This is a genomic window from Streptomyces sp. NPDC014995 (assembly GCF_043080745.1).
Classification (GTDB): domain Bacteria; phylum Actinomycetota; class Actinomycetes; order Streptomycetales; family Streptomycetaceae; genus Streptomyces.
The window spans coordinates 145,751-162,571 of sequence record NZ_JBIBVX010000011.1 but is presented as its reverse complement, the minus strand read 5'-3'; the positions used below and the strand labels follow the sequence as shown (position 1 = coordinate 162,571).

The window sequence follows — 16,821 nt, the reverse complement described above, 5'->3', positions numbered from 1 at the left end:
GCCGCTGTACCCGTTCAGGTGGCCCCCGTCAGTGCGCCCGCACTCCCCCCGTATGCCAGGTAACTCCCCACTCGACCCTGCGTCCAGGGGTTGAGGGGCCCTGCTTGGGGACGATCCGCGCGTGTGGCGAGATTTCACGTCCCGGCAACTTCGGGCCGTACCATCGCGCCATGGCAAAGGCACCCGTTCTCACGCCGCGGGCGGACGACTTCCCGCGCTGGTACCAGGATCTGATCACCAAGGCCGAGCTGGCCGACAACGGTCCGGTGCGCGGCACCATGGTGATCCGACCGTACGGGTACGGACTGTGGGAGCGGATGCAGGCGGAGATGGACGCCCGCATCAAGGAGACCGGCACCCAGAACGCGTACTTCCCCCTGCTGATCCCGCAGTCGTACCTCACGCGCGAGGCGGATCACGTCGAGGGCTTCGCCCCCGAGCTGGCGGTCGTCACGCACGGCGGCGGCAAGGAGCTGGAGGAGCCGGCGGTCGTCCGGCCCACCTCCGAGATGATCATCAACGACTACTTCTCGAAGTGGGTGCAGAGCTACCGCGACCTGCCCCTGTTGATCAACCAGTGGGCCAACGTGGTCCGTTGGGAGCTGCGGCCCCGCCTCTTCCTGCGCACGACCGAGTTCCTGTGGCAGGAGGGCCACACCGCGCACGCCACGTACGAGGAGGCCCGCGACTTCGCCGCGCACATCCACCGCGAGGTCTACGAGGACTTCATGGCGAACGTGCTCGCGATGGACGTCGTCCCCGGCCGCAAGACCGTCAAGGAGCGGTTCGCGGGCGCCATCAACACCCTCACGCTCGAGGGCATGATGGGCGACGGCAAGGCCCTGCAGATGGCCACCAGCCACGAGCTGGGGCAGAACTTCGCCAAGGCCTTCAACACCTCCTACCTGTCGAAGGACGGCACCCAGGAACTGGTCTGGCAGACCTCCTGGGGATCGACCACCCGCATGATCGGCGCCCTGGTGATGATGCACGGCGACGACGACGGGCTGCGCGTCCCGCCGCGCCTGGCGCGGATCCAGGCCGTCGTCCTCGCCATCAAGGGTGACGAAGCGGTTCTGGCCAAGGTCCACGAGATCGGCGACAGGCTCAGGGCGGCCGGTGTCCGTGTCCATGTCGACGACCGCACGGACACCCCCTTCGGGCGCCGGGCCGTCGACTGGGAGCTCAAGGGCGTGCCCGTACGGGTCGAGGTCGGGCCCCGGGACCTGGAGAACGGCACGGCGATGCTGGTGCGGCGGATCCCGGGCGGCAAGGAGCCGGTGTCCCTGGACGCGCTGGCCGGCCTGCTCCCCACGATCCTCGACGAGGACCAGGCGCTGCTGCTGAGGCAGTCCCGCGAGCGCCGCGAGTCCCGTACGACGGACGTGGCCACGGTCGAGGAGGCCGTGCAGGTGGCCGCCGCCGGCGGCTGGGCGCGCATCCCCTGGGCGACCCTGGGCGAGGAGGGCGAGGCCAAGCTGGCCGACCACGCGGTGACCGTACGGTGTCTGGTCGCCGCGGACGGGTCGGTGCCGGAGGACGGCGACGCTCCCGGTAACGTCGCGATCGTCGCGCGCGCTTACTGAGGCGGCGCCCTCCGCCGAGAGAGCGACCGAAACGCCTCTTGCGCCCCTGCGAACATCCGTACCCCGGCGCGCGGACATCGTCTACGCGCCGGACCGTACGGCGAACTACGCACCAGCTTGGGATGAGCTGTGAGGCTTCTCCGCAGATCAGCGCACCCGCCCTCGTCAGGACGCATCAGGGGCAACTGACGGGTACGTGCAAATTATTTGAGATGCCCCGGAATAGGAACACAGGGGCACCCCCGCTCGTTGTCATTACGTGAGCACGACACAGACACCACCTGTTCTCGCCGCAGAGCTGGCACAGGCGTGGGCCGACATTCAGCGGTACCACCCCGAGCTGCCGGACCTTGCCGCGCCAGAGTCCCTGATCGGGGAGTCGTCGTCCGCCTGCGGTCACGAGCTCTCCTTCGAGCGACTGCTCCATGAGGCAGTCCACGGGATCGCCGCCTCCCGCGGCGTCCGCGACACCTCCCGCGCCGGCCGCTACCACAACCGCAGATTCCTCGCGATCGCCGAGGAACTGGGCCTGGACCACCCCGAGGAACCGCACCCCAGCAGCGGTTTCTCGCTGGTCACGCTCAACCCCGAGGCCAAGCGCCGCTACCGTCCGACGATCGAGCGCCTCCAGCGGGCCCTCAAGGCCCACACGGCCGCCACCTCCTCCGACACCACCCGCGCCTTCCGCGGCCCGGCCGCCCGCCACGGCTCCTCCGGCGGCGGCGTCCGCGTCAAGGCGGTCTGCGACTGCGGGCGCAACGTCCGGGTGGTGCCGTCGGTCCTGGCCCAGGCCCCGATCGTGTGCGGGGGCTGCGGCAAGCCGTTCCGGATCCCGGACGTCATGGGCGCGGCGTAACGGCACCCGCCGACTGCACACCGGCATCTCGTGGCTGCCGGTTCAGTAGCCGGGCACGGCCTGCCGGGCCGCCCCGCGTGACGGGCGCGGGACGCCTGCCGGGCCTGCTCGCCCGGCCTGAGCACCGCGCGCGTGCCGCTGCGGGCGGGCGCGGTGCTCAGGCCGGGCGCGTCACGCCCACCTGCGTCACGCCCACGTGCGGGTCCCGCCGTGGCAGCGGGCACCTCGGCGCCGTGTGCCGTCAGGGCGGCCGGCCCAGGGGTGCTCCCTGCTGCCCCGTGGGGCCGGCCGGGCATGCCCGCGCGCACCCTCGGCCATGAGCGGCCCGCGGGGTGTGGCAGAATGGCTAGCTGTACTCGACAGCCGCACAGGACCCCTCTCTCCTCCGGCTGACGCGTCCATCGGGCACTCGGGTACCGCAACCCCACGCGGCATTCTCGCCGTGCCCAACCACGTCAAATCCAGGAGAACCCACTCCCGTGGCAGTCAAGATCAAGCTGAAGCGTCTGGGCAAGATCCGTTCGCCTCACTACCGCATCGTCGTCGCCGACTCCCGCACCCGTCGTGACGGCCGTGCGATCGAGGAGATCGGCAAGTACCACCCGACGTACAACCCGTCGGTCATGGAGGTCGACGCGGAGCGTGTGGCGTACTGGCTCGGTGTCGGCGCCCAGCCGACCGAGCCCGTGCTCGCCATCCTGAAGAAGACCGGCGACTGGCAGAAGTTCAAGGGCGAGCCCGCCCCGGCTCCGCTGCTCGTCGCCGAGCCGAAGAAGGCGCGCCCCTCGTTCGAGGCACTCGGTGGCGACGACGAGGGCAAGGGTGAGGCGATCACCCAGAAGAAGAAGGCTGAGAAGAAGGACGAGGCCGCGGCTGAGTCCGAGTCGACCGAGGCCTGAGCAGCATGCTCGAAGAGGCGCTTGAGCACCTCGTGAAGGGCATCGTCGACAACCCTGACGATGTGCAGGTCGCCTCGCGCGACCTGCGTCGCGGGCGTGTGCTCGAAGTCCGGGTCCACCCGGACGACCTCGGCAAGGTGATCGGTCGCAACGGCCGCACCGCACGCGCTCTGCGCACCGTCGTGGGCGCCATCGGCGGCCGCGGTGTCCGCGTCGACCTGGTCGACGTCGACCACGTCCGCTGACGCTTATCGCAACCGGCTCGGGCCGGGGAGGGCCACTGGGCTCTCCCCGGCCCGTAGTCGTTGCGCGAGTCGTCACGACCGGTACGACAGGCACGCCACCCACGACAGGTACGCGACGTCCGACAGGTACGACACGTACGACAGGAGATCTTCGAAAAGTGCAGCTCGTAGTCGCACGGATCGGCCGCGCCCACGGCATCAAGGGCGAGGTCACCGTCGAGGTCCGCACCGACGAGCCGGAACTGCGGCTCGCCCCCGGCGCCGTACTGTCCACGGACCCCGCCTCGGCGGGTCCGCTCACGATCGAGACCGGCCGGGTGCACAGCGGCCGTCTCCTCCTGCGCTTCGAGGGCGTCACCGACCGCACCGCGGCCGAGGCCCTGCGCAACACCCTCCTCATCGCCGAGGTGGACCCCGAGGAACTCCCCGAGGGCGAGGACGAGTACTACGACCACCAGCTGATCGACCTCGACGTCGTGACCAAGGACGGTGAGGAGGTCGGCCGGATCACCGAGATCTCGCACCTGCCCTCGCAGGACCTCTTCATCGTCGAGCGGGCCGACGGCACCGAGGTGCTGATCCCGTTCGTCGAGGAGATCGTCACCGAGATCGACCTGGAGGAGCAGCGCGCGGTCATCGACCCGCCGCCCGGACTGATCGACGACCGCGGCGAAGTCGCCGACGGGGACAGCGCCTCCGCGCGGAAAGCGGCCGGGGAGGAGTCGTGATGCGCCTCGACGTCGTCACGATCTTCCCCGAGTACCTCGACCCGCTGAACGTCTCCCTGGTCGGCAAGGCACGCGCGCGTGGACAGCTGAACGTCCATGTGCACGACCTGCGCCAGTGGACGTACGACCGGCACCACACCGTCGACGACACCCCGTACGGCGGCGGCCCCGGCATGGTCATGAAGACCGAGCCCTGGGGCGACGCCCTGGACTCCGTCCTCGCCGACGGCTACGAGACCGGCGCGCACACCCCCGCGCTCGTCGTCCCGACCCCCAGCGGCCGCCCCTTCACCCAGGAACTCGCCGTCGAGCTCTCCGAGCGCCCCTGGCTCATCTTCACGCCGGCCCGCTACGAGGGCATCGACCGGCGCGTCGTCGACGAGTACGCCACCCGGATCCCCGTGTACGAGGTCTCCATCGGCGACTACGTCCTCGCCGGCGGCGAGGCGGCCGTCCTGGTCATCACGGAGGCCGTGGCGCGGCTGCTGCCCGGCGTGCTCGGCAACGCCGAGTCCCACCGCGACGACTCCTTCGCCCCCGGCGCCATGGCCGGCCTGCTGGAAGGCCCCGTCTACACCAAGCCGCCCGCCTGGCGCGGCCGGGAGATCCCCGAGGTGCTGCTCAGCGGCCACCACGGGAAGATCGCCCGCTGGCGCCGCGACGAGGCCCTCAGGCGTACGACGGCCAACCGGCCCGACCTGATCGAGCGCTGCGACCCCAAGGCCTTCGACAAGAAGGACCGCGAGATGCTCTCCATCCTGGGCTGGGCACCGGACCCCGAGGGGGAGCCGTTCGGCCGATTTTGGCGCAGGACCGAGGGCGTGGAAGAATAGGTCGCTGTTGTGCGCCGTCCGGCGTGCGCCCCTGCCACAGGGGGACACGACGCCCGCCCCGACGCGCACGACTCTCATCCAGATCACCTAGTTCCGTTGATGACCTGTGGCATCAGCGAAGAAAGCAGACGAAATGTCTCACCTGCTCGACTCCGTCGACGCCGCGTCGCTGCGCAGCGACGTCCCGGCCTTCCGCCCGGGTGACACCGTCAACGTCCACGTGCGCGTCATCGAGGGCAACCGCTCCCGTGTGCAGCAGTTCAAGGGCGTGGTGATCCGTCGCCAGGGCGCCGGTGTCCGCGAGACCTTCACGGTCCGCAAGGTCTCGTTCTCCGTCGGCGTCGAGCGCACCTTCCCGGTGCACACCCCGATCGTCGAGAAGATCGAGCTCGTGACCCGCGGTGACGTGCGTCGCGCCAAGCTGTACTACCTGCGCGAGCTGCGCGGCAAGGCCGCGAAGATCAAGGAGAAGCGCGACAACTGAGCGCTCTCCGGGGTTCGCGACGGGGCCGGATAGCATCTGGCCTCGATGGACACCGAAGCACAGCCGACGGAGCGCGACCGCTCCTCCCACCCTTCCGTTCCCGAGGACACCTCGGAGGCGGAGCGGCGGGAGGAACGGTCGCGTTTCGCGTTGGTGGCACGGATCACGCACTGGCTCCCGGGCGGCCGGACCAGCCTCACCCTGCTGATCTGCCTGCTGTTTCTGCTGCTCCTCAACGTTTTCGTGGCCAAACCCTTCCAGATTCCCAGCGGATCCATGGAGAACGGATTGAGGATCGGTGACCGCGTCCTCGTAAATAAGTTGGCATACCGTTTCGGCGCCGAGCCGCGCCGTGGCGACGTGGTTGTGTTCGACGGCACCGGGTATTTCGGGCACGCCGACTACATCAAGCGCGTTGTGGGTGTGGGTGGAGACCACGTGGTCTGCTGCGACAAGGAGGGGAGGATCCAGGTGAACGGCCGGCCGGTCGACGAGTCGACGGTCCTGTATCCGGGCGACAGCCCGTCCACGGTGCCCTTCGACGTGGAGGTGCCCGAGGGCACCCTGTTCGTCCTCGGCGACCACCGCAGCGCCTCCAGCGACTCGCGCGACCACCTGGGCTCACCGGGCGGCGGCATGATCCCCGTCGACGCCGTGATCGGTCGCGCCGACTGGATCGTCTGGCCCTCCGCCCACCTCACCCGCCTGCACCGTCCGAGCGCCTACGCGCGCGTGCCCTCGGCGAGCACCCCGTCGGATGCGGAGCGTGCCCCGGAGAAGACGGCGGGCGCCCATGGGTAACCGCGGCAAGCCCCGCGGCGTCCCCAGCAGCGCCGCGGACAACCTCCTGCCCACCGGCTCCCGGCGCGCCGCCGCCCCCTCCGGCGGCCGCACCCGCGCGGAGCGGCGCAAGCTGCAGCGCAAGGTCAAGCGCAAGCGCAGGCGCGGCGCCGTCCGGGAGATCCCGCTTCTCGTCGGTGTCGCCGTCCTCATAGCCCTGGTCCTGAAGACCTTCCTCGTGCAGGCCTTCGTGATCCCGTCCGGCTCCATGGAGCAGACGATCCAGATCGGCGACCGCGTCCTGGTGGACAAGTTCACGCCCTGGTTCGGCTCCAGGCCCGAGCGCGGGGACGTCGTCGTCTTCAAGGACCCCGGCGGCTGGCTCCAGGACGAGCAGACCACCGTGAAGAAGGACGACCCCATCGTCGTCAAGCAGGTCAAGGAAGCCCTCACCTTCATCGGCCTGCTGCCGTCCGACAATGAGAAGGACCTGATCAAGCGGGTCGTCGGGGTCGGCGGGGACCGCGTCCAGTGCTGTGACACGCAGGGCCGAGTCACCGTCAACGGCGTTCCCCTGAACGAGGGGGCCTACCTCTATCCCGGCAACGCCCCCTCCAGCACACCGTTCGACATCACCGTCCCCCAGGGACGGCTGTGGGTGATGGGCGACCACCGGGACAACTCCGCGGACTCCCGCGCCCACCAGGACACCGACTACGGGGGCACCGTCTCCGAGGACGAGGTGGTGGGACGGGCCATGGTCATCGCCTGGCCCCTGGGCCACTGGAACACCCTCAAGGAACCGCAAACCTTTTCTTCCGTGACCGACGCGGTCGTCGGGACGACCGCGTCTCCCGAGACGTCGCATAGGGTTGCTCCCGACGATCCGAACGGAACGATCCGACTCCCGAGCCCTGCGGAACTCCCGCTCGTTATGGGAGTGGTGGGCCTGCGTCGTATGTGGGGCAGGCAGCGGCACAGAGTAAGGAGTTGGCGTGGGGGATGTGGCGGTTGGCGCACGGTCCGGGCACGACGGCGAGGAGCACCGCGGACGTCCCGTGGAGGCGGCCGACCCGGCCGTGGACGACGCCGTGACCTCCGGGAATGACGTCCCGGCGGCCGGAGGCGACGGGCCCGGCGACGGGCAGCCGCCCACGACCGGGCCGGGACCGGACGACGGGGCCCCCGGGGCGAGGAAGCAGCGCTCCTTCTGGAAGGAACTGCCGATCCTGATCGGCATCGCGCTCGTGCTCGCGCTGCTCATCAAGACGTTCCTGGTGCAGGCGTTCTCGATCCCCTCCGACTCGATGCAGAACACCCTGCAGGAGGGCGACCGCGTCCTGGTCGACAAGCTGACCCCGTGGTTCGGCTCCGAGCCCGAGCGCGGTGAGGTCGTCGTCTTCCACGACCCGGACAACTGGCTGGCGGGCGAGCCCACCATCGACCCGAACGCCGTGCAGACCTTCCTCAGCTGGATCGGCCTGATGCCGTCCGCGGAGGAGAAGGACCTGATCAAGCGGGTGGTCGGCGTCGGCGGCGACACCGTCTCCTGCAAGAAGACCGGCCCCCTGACGGTCAACGGCAAGGCGCTGAACGAGCCGTACGTGTACCCGGGCAACACCCCGTGCAGCATGGACGACCAGGGCGGCCAGTTCACGGTGAAGGTGCCCAAGGGCTACATCTGGGTCATGGGCGACCACCGCCAGAACTCGCGCGACTCCCGCTACAACCAGTCCGACAAGAACCACGGCATGGTCCCCGTCGACAAGGTCGTCGGCCGCGCCATCGTCAAGGCCTGGCCCATCAACCGCTGGGGCACGCTGCCGGTGCCGGACACCTTCGACCAGGAGGGTCTGAACGCCCGGTCGGCGGCCTCCGCCGCCCTGACGGTCGCCCCGGAGGGCCTCGCCCTCGCCGGCGTCGTCCCGGTGGTCCTGTGGCGCCGTCGGCGCGCGCAGGTGTCCGAGACCCGCTGACCCCTCGCACCCGCCGACTCGGGGATCCGCTCGGCAAACCCTTTCCCAAGGTGTGACCGCCCCCCGGGGAAGGGCTGACCCGGCTCGGTACCGCCGGGTAGGGTGCGGATCCATGGGTGGCGAGAGCTCGACACGTACGGCCCCGCAGAGCCGCGGCGGCACCAGCAGTGGCCCGGTGGGCAGCCGGACCGGACAGCGTCTGTCCGGTGTGGCCGTCGCGCTGGGCCTTGTGCTGTTCCTCGGCGGATTCGGCTGGGCGGCGCTGACCTACCGGCCCTACACCGTGCCCACCAGCTCCATGGCGCCGACGATCCAGGCCGGTGACCGGGTGCTGGCCGAGGTGGTGGACGGCGACGAGGTGCGCCGCGGGGACGTCGTGGTCTTCACCGACAAGACCTGGGCGAGCAACGCGCCCGTGGTCAAGCGGGTCGTCGCGGTCGGCGGCGACACGGTCTCCTGCTGCACGGACGGCAAGCTGACCGTCAACGACCAGCAGATCGAGGAACCGTATCTGCCCGAGGGCAGCCTCGCCGAGATCAAGAACTTCCCCACCGTGAAGGTTCCCGAGGGACGGCTGTTCCTGCTCGGCGACGAGCGCCAGGGCTCCCTGGACTCCACCGCCCACCTCACGGACGCGGCCGGCGGCACGGTCGCGCGCAGCGCCGTCCAGGCCCGCGTCGACGCCGTCGTCTGGCCCATGGACGGCATGCTCGAGCGGCCCACCGGGTTCGAGCCGCTCGGCACCCTCTCCCAGCCGGGCCCGCTGCCCACGATCGGCTGGATGATCCTGGCCGGCACGGTCCTCGTCCTCGGCGGCGGCGCGTACGGCCCGATCGCCAAGCGGGTCTCCCGCCGTCCCCGCCCGGAGCCCGTCGGTGCCCGCTGAGACGACGGACACGAGCGTCGACTCGTACGAAGGCGGCCTGCGCAAGGTTGCCCGGGTGGTCCTCCTCGACCCCGAGGACCGCATCCTGCTGCTGCACGGCCACGAGCCCGACGATCCGGCCGACGACTGGTGGTTCACGCCCGGCGGCGGCCTGGAGGGCGACGAGACCCGTGAAGAGGCCGCGCTGAGGGAACTCGCCGAGGAGACGGGCATCACCGACGTCGAGCTCGGCCCGGTGGTGTGGCGGCGCAGATGCTCCTTCCCGTTCGCGGGCCGCCGCTGGGACCAGGACGAGTGGTACTACCTGGCCCGTACGACCGTGACGGCGACCGGGGCCACCGCCCTGACCGAGCTGGAGCGGCGCAGCGTCGCGGGAGCGCGCTGGTGGACGTGTCAGGAACTCACCCGGGCACATGAGACGGTGTATCCGACCAGACTCGCCGAGCTGCTGAGCAGGCTGCTCGACGAAGGTCCCCCGGCCGGCCCCGTAACCCTTGACACGGAAATCGTCTAGCGGCTCACGGGACTGGCGCACAATGGGGGGATCGCACGGCTGAAGGGGAACATGCCATGAGCGCCGAGGACCTCGAGAAGTACGAGACCGAGATGGAGCTGAAGCTCTACCGGGAGTACCGCGATGTCGTCGGTCTGTTCAAATACGTGATCGAGACCGAGCGGCGCTTCTACCTGACCAACGACTACGAGATGCAGGTGCACTCGGTCCAGGGTGAGGTGTTCTTCGAAGTGTCGATGGCGGACGCCTGGGTGTGGGACATGTACCGGCCGGCCCGGTTCGTGAAGCAGGTGCGGGTGCTCACGTTCAAGGACGTGAACATCGAGGAGCTGAACAAGAGCGATCTGGAGCTTCCGGGCGGGTGATGCTCACTCCCGTGGGTGACGGAGTTGTCCACAGCGGCTGAGTTCTCCACCAAGATCCACTGGGTGGGGCCGGATGCGTGACGGTTGGCGCCGGAGGTGGTGCCGACATGAACGCACGCAGCGCACTCGGCAGGTACGGCGAGACGCTGGCCGCTCGGCGGCTGGTGGAGGCCGGAATGACGGTCCTGGAGCGCAACTGGCGCTGTGGCAGGACCGGAGAGATCGACATCGTCGCCCGGCACGGCGACACCCTGGTCGTCTGCGAGGTGAAGACCCGCAGGGGCGGCGACTTCGAACATCCCATGGCCGCGGTCACGCCCGAGAAGGCGGCGCGGCTGCGGGGCCTCGCCGAGTGCTGGATCCAGGCCCAGGGAGGGGCCCCACCGGGCGGCGTACGCATCGACCTGGTCGGCGTCGTCCTGCCGCGGCGCGGCGCGCCCGTCGTCGAGCACGTGCGGGGGGTGGCCTGAGATGGGGTTCGCACGGACGTGCTCCGTGGCGCTGGTGGGTGTCGAGGGGGTCGTGGTCGAGGTCCAGGCGGACCTGGAGCCCGGGGTCGCGGCCTTCACGCTGGTCGGGCTGCCGGACAAGAGCCTGAGCGAGAGCCGCGACCGGGTGCGGGCTGCCGTGGTGAACTCGGGCGGCGAGTGGCCGCAGAAGAAGCTCACGGTCGGACTCAGTCCCGCGTCGGTGCCGAAGGCGGGCAGCGGTTTCGACCTGGCCGTCGCCTGCGCGGTGCTGGGCGCGGCCGAGCGGATCGACCCACGGGTGCTCGCCGACATCGTGATGATCGGAGAGCTGGGCCTCGACGGGCGGGTGCGGCCGGTCCGGGGCATCCTGCCCGCGGTGCTCGCCGCGGCGGACGCCGGCTACGAGCAGGTGGTGGTGCCGGAGTGCGCCGCCGCCGAGGCCTCGCTGGTCCCGGGCGTCTCCGTGCTCGGGGTGCGCAGTCTGCGGCAGCTGATCGCCGTCCTCGCGGACGAGCCCGTGCCCGAGGAGGAACCGGACGAGCTGGGCCGCCCGGATCCCCTCCTGGCCGGCCTGCGGATGCCCGGGACGGGCGCGGCCGCAGGCATGCACGGCGTCGGCGCCGCCCAGCAGGACCAGGGGCACGACCTCGCGGACGTCGTGGGCCAGCGCTCGGCGCGGACGGCCGTGGAGGTGGCCGCGGCGGGCGGACATCACCTGTTCCTGGAAGGACCACCCGGAGCGGGCAAGACCATGCTCGCCGAGCGGCTCCCCGCCGTGCTGCCCCGGCTGAGCCGGGAGGAGTCCCTCGAGGTCACGGCGGTCCACTCGGTGGCCGGGCTCCTGCCCCCGGGCAAGCCCCTGATCGACGTTCCCCCGTACTGCGCCCCGCACCACTCCGCCACGATGCAGGCGCTCGTCGGGGGCGGCCCGAACATCGCCCGTCCGGGGGCCGTGTCGATGGCTCATCGTGGGGTTCTCTTCCTGGACTTTAGCGACTGCCAACGGCGAGTCCGTGTCGCTCGTAGAGACGCAGTTCGGCCGCGTCACGTAGGTATTTAGCTAACAGTTTGCTTCCGTTCGCCCCATAGGCGACGAAACGGAAGGAAATCCTGTTGCGAAGCACGTTGGTGCTGGACGACCTACGGGTCCAGAAGATCAGACGGGCCGACGGCAGCTGGGCGTTCTCGATCCTCTGGCCGGACTGCTCGGTCGACGAAGAAGCGGAGAGCTACCTGCGCCTCTACGAGGGATCGGGCTCCCAGGAGCCCTACGCCTACTACCTCGTCGACCACCTTCGGTGGCGCCTGCGCGAAGGGCTGACCACGGAGACGATCACGCTGCAGGATCTCCACCGCTACCAGGGGGCGGTGGGTGCGCAAGTGCCGATGCCGTATGGGCGGCCGTGGCGGGTGCCGCCGAAGCGTCCGTACAGCACGTCGGCTCTGTCGGTCTCGGCGGCCGTCCTCAAGCGCTTCTACCTGCACCAGTGCGTGAGGCGGGGCATCAACGACGAGCTCCGCGAGGCGCTGGACGTCGGCAGGCTGCCCACCCAGGCGGACCGCAAGAGGGCCTTCCTGGGGCATGCGATCACCTCGGTGCCGACCAATCCACTGGCCCCACGGCAGGGCAGCCGTCGGCGTCATCCGAAGATGCTGCCGGACGGCGCCAGGCCGGAGCTGATGGGGGCGGTGAACACCGCCCGGGACGAGATGGTCGTGACCTGGCTGTCCGACACGACCCTGCGGATCGGTGGCCTGACCGGCCTGCACCTGGTTGACCTCCACCTGCGGGAGAACGCCGACTGCGGCGAGTGCAAGAGCCCGCACGTCCACGTCTGCCACCGGCAGGCCAACCCCAACCGGGCCAGGGCGAAGAAGAAGGAGGACTGGCACCTGGTCGACGGCGTGATCACCGGCGGCGAGATCTACCGGGCGAGCCCGGCCATGGTCAGCTCCTACTTCAAGTACATGACGACGGAGTACGCGAAGTACGCCACGGGGCACGGGATGCTCCTGATCCAGCTCGCCGGGCAGCAGATCGGTGAGCCGTGGACCGCGGACGCGGCCCGCGGGATGCTGCGGCGGGCCGGCAGGCGGGCCGAGCTTCCCGGCCGCATCAAGCCGCACGCGTTCCGGCACACGACCACCTCGAAGATCCTCGATGTCACGGACAACGACAGCTGGGTGGCCAAGGAGGCCGGCAACTGGGCGTCGGTGCAGACCGTCGAAGAGGTCTACGGGCACCCCGACATGCACTCCCCGGAGTTCGTCTCCGCGCTGAAGTCGGTCTGGGGTGAGCCGGAGTGAACGAGCCTGCCCGCCACCTGCTGCCCCTCGTTACCCCGGACCAGCCGAGCCGGACCACCGGCGACCGGCTGGAGCTGCTGCACACGCTGATGGCGGCGCCCGGGTTCGACGCCGGGCTGTTTTGTCAGGACATCATCCGCGTCCCGGGGGACCATGACTCTTACGGGTGGATCTGCACGGTCCCGCAGTGCGAGCGCGCAAGCGAGCCGACGCGGTCGCTCTGCGCCGTCCATGAGGTCGGGTGGCGCACGGCGCGGGAGGCCGGCGGCAATCTCGCCGACTTCATGCGCACGGCCGAGCCGTTGAAACCGGTGTCCTGGTATCAGCCCGAGGACTGCACGATCTGTCCCGGGATCCCGGCCTCGGGCTCGTCACCGTTGTGCTTCCTGCACGCGGACCGGTGGCAGGCACGGAAGACGTTCTGGCTCAAGAAGCACGGCGAAGGACAGCCGGACTACGACGAGTGGCTCGCGGCGGAGAAGCCGTTCCCGCCCTTCGGCGACTGCAAGGTGCAGGCATGCCCGGAACGGGCGGAGAACCCGATCGGGATGTGCATGCGGCACGTCCGTCAGTACCGCAGGGAGGGCTGCCCGGGCGGAGGCCGGCTGCCGCACCAGTGGGGCCGGTGGCTGGCGAACCGTGGCAAGCCGGTCCCGGTGCTCTACGACGACGAGTTGGCGTTCCGGAAATGGTGCCTTGAAACGGACCCGATCAACCGGGCGAACGGCAAGGTGTCGTTGCTGAGGCTGCGGCCACTGGTGAAGGCAGAGATCCAGTGGTGCATGTTCCAGCACACCCAGGTGAAGGTCGAGGCCGGACACTGGCCGCTGCCCTGGATCCAGTACCTGGCGGACGACTGCCGCAAGCAGAAGGTCAACTCACTTGCGGACCTGGACTTCGACGGCATGCGGCACCTGCCACGGCTGGTCGGCAAGGCGATGCTCCGCATGCTGCGGATCGTCTACTTCACCCGCGAGGACACCAAGGACGCCGGCTACATCGAGACCGAGCACTTCGGCGTCAAGCTCGGCAACCACGGCGGGCAGATCGACCTGACCTGCATCTCGCAGCGCTGGCTGAGAGATCTGCTCTGGGACCAGATGGCCAACCGCCTGCTGGTCAACCCGCCCCGCACCACCCAGCCCTTCGACCTGACGCGACGCGGATGCGCGGAACTCAGCGCGTTTCTGGAAGTCCAGGCGCCAGAGGGAGGCCACGATCCCCGGCTCCTCGAAGGCCGTCACATGATCGACTTCGTCGCCGATCAGCGGCACCGGGCCGAGCACGGGCAGCAGCCACTGGCCGCGTCCCGACGCCGCGGCGGCAAGGAGCACGACCCGGTCACCAAGGGCATGGTCGTCGGGTTCTTCAACGGCGTCCGCCGGACCCTGCGCAAGGCTCTGGAGACAGGCGACTCCGAACGGCTCGGGCTGGACCGGGCGTTCATCCTCGCCATTCCCGGAGTCGCCAGGACCAAGAACCGCCGCCGGCCGTTTCCCGATGACGTCGCCAAGGCCCTCGCGGCCGAAGCGAACCTGCAGGCGCTGGAGGGCAAGGACCCCGGAGACGGGGGACTGCGGGACATGTGGGAGGCCCTGGTCACCACGGGTCGGCGCTGCCGTGAGGTGCTGGAGCTGCGGCTGGAGTGCATCGGCCGCCTCGGTGGTCTGGCGATGTTCTGGTATGACGCGACCAAGGTCGGCAACTACGACCAGGCCATCCGGATCTCCGAGCGCCTCTATGAGCGGATCGAGCGACGCCAGGCCAAGACCATCGAACGGTTCGTCGAGCGAGAAGGCCGACCGCCCACCGCTGAAGAGCGCCTGAAGATTGCGCTGTTTCCCAGCCGGGCCATGAACCGCAAGCACATCAAGGGCATGAGCTACGGCTGGTTCAACTCGCAGTTCCGCGAGTGGATCAACGAGCTCGACATCGGCCACTGCGTCGCCCACCAGGCTCGCCATTCCCTGGCCACGAACCTGATCAAGAACGGCGCGAACCTTACCCACGTCAAGCGCTACCTCGGGCAGGTCTCCGAGGCGATGGCCGAGCACTACGTCACCATCGCCAACACCGACCAGCGGCTCGAGGACGCACTCAACGCGATCTGGGTCGCCGGCCCCGGCGCCCCGGAACCCGGCATCGTCCTGTCCGGCGGCGAGCCGATGACCCGCGAGCAGGCCGAGGCGATCATGATCGACCTCACCCGCAGGTCCACCCCGGCCGAAGGCGGCTTCTGCACCTTCCAGGCCGTGGTCGACGGCGGTGCCTGTCCCTGGCAGATGGACTGCCACAACTGCGAGAAGTTCGTGATGTCCGGCGCCGACCTCCTCTACTGGCACCGCAAGCGGGAGCAGTGGCGGATGGTCGCCGAAGGCTCCGGCGACCCCAAGGTCGCCGACTACCTCCACCAGATCTTCGAGCCCACCGCCCGCGCGATCGACGGCCTCGAGAAGGCCCTGGCCGCCGTCGGCCTCCTTGACGACGCGCTCGCCCTCGACCTGCGACGGCCCCAGGACTACTTCGGCCGCGTCTGGGCCACCGCCTTCCGGGCCAACGAACTCGCCCAGCACGAGGACCACGGCGACATCGACTTCGACGACGAGTACGACTCCGACGAGAACGAGGACCTGTCGTGACCACTGCCGACTGCCACATGCAGACCTTCGCCGCCCAGCAGCTGGGACACACCCGCGTCGGGCCGACCTTGCTCTACATCCACACGGACAGCACCGCGGCGACCGAGTACGTCGATAACGCCGTCATCCCGGTCGTCGACGAGGCCCGGCCGGACGACGAGGGCGAGGTGACACCGTGACCCCCGGACCCGGGCAGACCGCGGCGGCCATCGCCGCCCGTCGTCAACAGACCCAGGACAAACTCACCCGCGTCGAGAAGGCGATCGGCCAGCTCCGCCGGGAGCGCGGACGGCTCGCAGTGCGGGCGATCGCCGAGCGGGCGGACGTGTCCGCCACGTTCCTCTATGAGAACTCGGAAGCCCGGGCTCTCGTCCAGCAGGCCGTCACCGACAGCAGGAGCCGACACGACCGGCGCACCGGCGAAAAGCACGAACAGATCGAGGCGTCCTGGCGCGAGCGGGCCCTGAACGCCGAGGCCGAACTCACCCGGACCCAGAACGAGGTCCTGGTCCAGCGACAGCGGATCGGCGAGCTCATGGGCCAACTCCGCGACGTCGATCAGATGGTCCCCGGCGAGTCCCTCCAGCAGCTCACCACCGAGAACACCACCCTCAAGCGCCGCATCCAACAGGTGACACAGGAGCACCGCAAGCTCCAAGAACGGCTCGAAGGCGCCCGCACCAACCTCCGCTTCGCCGACAAACGCATCGCCGACCTCGAGGTCCAACTCCTCGAACTCCAGCAGGCCGTTCCGGCCGGCGCCCGGCCATGAAGGAGTCCCCGCCGTGTTCGTCTATCGCCTCGACAACGCTATCGATCTTCAAGCCGACGACGCCGACGGCTTCGTCCCCCTCACCTACTGGCTGACCGGCAACATCTCGCCCGATAAGGCCGCCTGGCTCCTGGAAGCTGTCCTCGCCCTGGTCGACGCGGCACCAGCCGTCCGCTGGACCGGCGACATGCGGCACCTGCCTTTCATCGACGCGCACGCCGAGGAGACCACCGGGGAACCCACGCTGATCGTCATCCAGCAGGACTCCGGCCCCGACTCCTTCGTGATCAGCCGCAAGCCCGTCCCCTGGGCCGAGCGGCAGAGCGACCGGTGGCAGGAGACCCGCACCCGCGACATCGGCCCCACCGTCTTCACCGGCCCTGAACTTGCCCACAACAACCCGCTGGCGCTCACACCGTTCTGACGGCACGGCAATACGTCGCGGACATACACGCGACGTATTGCCGCAGGTCATAGCCGA

Annotated in this window: 19 protein-coding genes and 1 pseudogene; all 20 read left to right on the top strand. The window is 69.7% G+C overall.

The window, feature by feature from the left end:
* The first annotated feature begins 170 nt into the window (after nucleotides 1–170).
* The 20 genes and pseudogenes from proS to ACF1A1_RS22585 all read left to right on the top strand — a co-directional run bounded on the left by proS (nucleotide 171) and on the right by ACF1A1_RS22585 (nucleotide 16,764).
* The gene (gene proS, locus ACF1A1_RS22680; protein WP_392002202.1) at nucleotides 171–1,586 is read left to right on the top strand and encodes a proline--tRNA ligase; all 1,416 of its coding nucleotides are present in this window, start codon (nucleotides 171–173) and stop codon (nucleotides 1,584–1,586) included.
* 259 nt (nucleotides 1,587–1,845) lie between these two features.
* Nucleotides 1,846–2,442: a hypothetical protein gene (locus ACF1A1_RS22675; RefSeq protein ID WP_392002200.1), complete on the top strand. Its 597-nt coding sequence runs from the start codon at nucleotides 1,846–1,848 to the stop codon at nucleotides 2,440–2,442.
* A gap of 479 nt (nucleotides 2,443–2,921) precedes the next feature.
* On the top strand, nucleotides 2,922–3,341 hold the full coding sequence (gene rpsP, locus ACF1A1_RS22670) for a 30S ribosomal protein S16 (protein WP_392002199.1): 420 nt from the start codon (nucleotides 2,922–2,924) through the stop codon (nucleotides 3,339–3,341).
* A gap of 5 nt (nucleotides 3,342–3,346) precedes the next feature.
* On the top strand, nucleotides 3,347–3,586 hold the full coding sequence (locus ACF1A1_RS22665) for an RNA-binding protein (protein ID WP_005479813.1): 240 nt from the start codon (nucleotides 3,347–3,349) through the stop codon (nucleotides 3,584–3,586).
* A 158-nt stretch (nucleotides 3,587–3,744) separates the two neighbouring features.
* A complete protein-coding gene (gene rimM, locus ACF1A1_RS22660; RefSeq protein WP_392002197.1) occupies nucleotides 3,745–4,314 on the top strand; it encodes a ribosome maturation factor RimM in 570 nt (189 codons plus the stop codon).
* Nucleotides 4,314–5,147, top strand: a complete 834-nt coding sequence (gene trmD, locus ACF1A1_RS22655) for a tRNA (guanosine(37)-N1)-methyltransferase TrmD (RefSeq protein WP_392002196.1) — start codon at nucleotides 4,314–4,316, stop codon at nucleotides 5,145–5,147. The genes rimM and trmD overlap by 1 nt, the downstream gene beginning before the upstream one ends.
* A 133-nt stretch (nucleotides 5,148–5,280) precedes the next feature.
* Nucleotides 5,281–5,631, top strand: coding sequence for a 50S ribosomal protein L19 (gene rplS, locus ACF1A1_RS22650; protein ID WP_020128707.1), 351 nt, complete (start codon nucleotides 5,281–5,283; stop codon nucleotides 5,629–5,631).
* A 45-nt stretch (nucleotides 5,632–5,676) separates the two neighbouring features.
* Complete coding sequence (lepB, locus tag ACF1A1_RS22645) at nucleotides 5,677–6,432, top strand: signal peptidase I (protein WP_392002195.1); 756 nt, start codon at nucleotides 5,677–5,679, stop codon at nucleotides 6,430–6,432.
* Nucleotides 6,425–7,519 carry a signal peptidase I gene (lepB, locus tag ACF1A1_RS22640; RefSeq protein ID WP_392002193.1) on the top strand — a complete coding sequence of 365 codons (1,095 nt, stop codon included), beginning with the start codon at nucleotides 6,425–6,427 and terminating at the stop codon, nucleotides 7,517–7,519. Before lepB (ACF1A1_RS22645) ends, lepB (ACF1A1_RS22640) begins: the two co-directional genes overlap by 8 nt.
* Nucleotides 7,407–8,387 (top strand): signal peptidase I, encoded by a 981-nt coding sequence (lepB, locus tag ACF1A1_RS22635; RefSeq protein WP_392002192.1) that lies wholly within the window; start codon nucleotides 7,407–7,409, stop codon nucleotides 8,385–8,387. Before lepB (ACF1A1_RS22640) ends, lepB (ACF1A1_RS22635) begins: the two co-directional genes overlap by 113 nt.
* 112 nt (nucleotides 8,388–8,499) lie before the next feature.
* The gene (lepB, locus tag ACF1A1_RS22630) at nucleotides 8,500–9,273 is read left to right on the top strand and encodes a signal peptidase I (RefSeq protein ID WP_392002190.1); all 774 of its coding nucleotides are present in this window, start codon (nucleotides 8,500–8,502) and stop codon (nucleotides 9,271–9,273) included.
* Nucleotides 9,263–9,787 carry an NUDIX hydrolase gene (locus ACF1A1_RS22625; RefSeq protein WP_392002189.1) on the top strand — a complete coding sequence of 175 codons (525 nt, stop codon included), beginning with the start codon at nucleotides 9,263–9,265 and terminating at the stop codon, nucleotides 9,785–9,787. Before lepB (ACF1A1_RS22630) ends, ACF1A1_RS22625 begins: the two co-directional genes overlap by 11 nt.
* Nucleotides 9,788–9,843: 56 nt before the next feature.
* Nucleotides 9,844–10,152 carry a DUF2469 domain-containing protein gene (locus ACF1A1_RS22620; protein ID WP_003965949.1) on the top strand — a complete coding sequence of 103 codons (309 nt, stop codon included), beginning with the start codon at nucleotides 9,844–9,846 and terminating at the stop codon, nucleotides 10,150–10,152.
* 107 nt (nucleotides 10,153–10,259) lie between these two features.
* Nucleotides 10,260–10,622, top strand: coding sequence for a YraN family protein (locus tag ACF1A1_RS22615; RefSeq protein WP_392002188.1), 363 nt, complete (start codon nucleotides 10,260–10,262; stop codon nucleotides 10,620–10,622).
* Nucleotide 10,623: 1 nt separating this feature from the next.
* Nucleotides 10,624–11,610, top strand: a pseudogene (locus ACF1A1_RS22610) (YifB family Mg chelatase-like AAA ATPase); the annotation flags it as partial.
* A 125-nt stretch (nucleotides 11,611–11,735) separates the two neighbouring features.
* Nucleotides 11,736–12,929, top strand: coding sequence for a tyrosine-type recombinase/integrase (locus ACF1A1_RS22605; RefSeq protein ID WP_392002187.1), 1,194 nt, complete (start codon nucleotides 11,736–11,738; stop codon nucleotides 12,927–12,929).
* The gene (locus ACF1A1_RS22600; protein ID WP_392002185.1) at nucleotides 12,926–15,568 is read left to right on the top strand and encodes a tyrosine-type recombinase/integrase; all 2,643 of its coding nucleotides are present in this window, start codon (nucleotides 12,926–12,928) and stop codon (nucleotides 15,566–15,568) included. Before ACF1A1_RS22605 ends, ACF1A1_RS22600 begins: the two co-directional genes overlap by 4 nt.
* Entirely contained in the window at nucleotides 15,565–15,747 is a 183-nt protein-coding gene (locus ACF1A1_RS22595; RefSeq protein ID WP_392002184.1) for a hypothetical protein, read from the top strand. The genes ACF1A1_RS22600 and ACF1A1_RS22595 overlap by 4 nt, the downstream gene beginning before the upstream one ends.
* The gene (locus ACF1A1_RS22590) at nucleotides 15,744–16,340 is read left to right on the top strand and encodes a DUF6262 family protein (RefSeq protein ID WP_392002182.1); all 597 of its coding nucleotides are present in this window, start codon (nucleotides 15,744–15,746) and stop codon (nucleotides 16,338–16,340) included. Before ACF1A1_RS22595 ends, ACF1A1_RS22590 begins: the two co-directional genes overlap by 4 nt.
* A 13-nt stretch (nucleotides 16,341–16,353) precedes the next feature.
* Nucleotides 16,354–16,764 (top strand): hypothetical protein, encoded by a 411-nt coding sequence (locus tag ACF1A1_RS22585; protein ID WP_392002180.1) that lies wholly within the window; start codon nucleotides 16,354–16,356, stop codon nucleotides 16,762–16,764.
* Nucleotides 16,765–16,821 lie beyond the last annotated feature (57 nt).

What these genes read in the sequence shown, in the direction of transcription:
- ACF1A1_RS22620 (WP_003965949.1), top strand. Translation starts at nt 9,844, where the DNA reads ATGAGCGCCGAGGACCTCGAGAAGTACGAGACCGAGATGGAGCTGAAG.
- rplS (WP_020128707.1), top strand. Translation starts at nt 5,281, where the DNA reads ATGTCTCACCTGCTCGACTCCGTCGACGCCGCGTCGCTGCGCAGCGAC.
- lepB (WP_392002193.1), top strand. Translation starts at nt 6,425, where the DNA reads ATGGGTAACCGCGGCAAGCCCCGCGGCGTCCCCAGCAGCGCCGCGGAC.
- ACF1A1_RS22615 (WP_392002188.1), top strand. Translation starts at nt 10,260, where the DNA reads ATGAACGCACGCAGCGCACTCGGCAGGTACGGCGAGACGCTGGCCGCT.
- proS (WP_392002202.1), top strand. Translation starts at nt 171, where the DNA reads ATGGCAAAGGCACCCGTTCTCACGCCGCGGGCGGACGACTTCCCGCGC.
- trmD (WP_392002196.1), top strand. Translation starts at nt 4,314, where the DNA reads ATGCGCCTCGACGTCGTCACGATCTTCCCCGAGTACCTCGACCCGCTG.
- ACF1A1_RS22665 (WP_005479813.1), top strand. Translation starts at nt 3,347, where the DNA reads ATGCTCGAAGAGGCGCTTGAGCACCTCGTGAAGGGCATCGTCGACAAC.
- lepB (WP_392002195.1), top strand. Translation starts at nt 5,677, where the DNA reads ATGGACACCGAAGCACAGCCGACGGAGCGCGACCGCTCCTCCCACCCT.
- lepB (WP_392002190.1), top strand. Translation starts at nt 8,500, where the DNA reads ATGGGTGGCGAGAGCTCGACACGTACGGCCCCGCAGAGCCGCGGCGGC.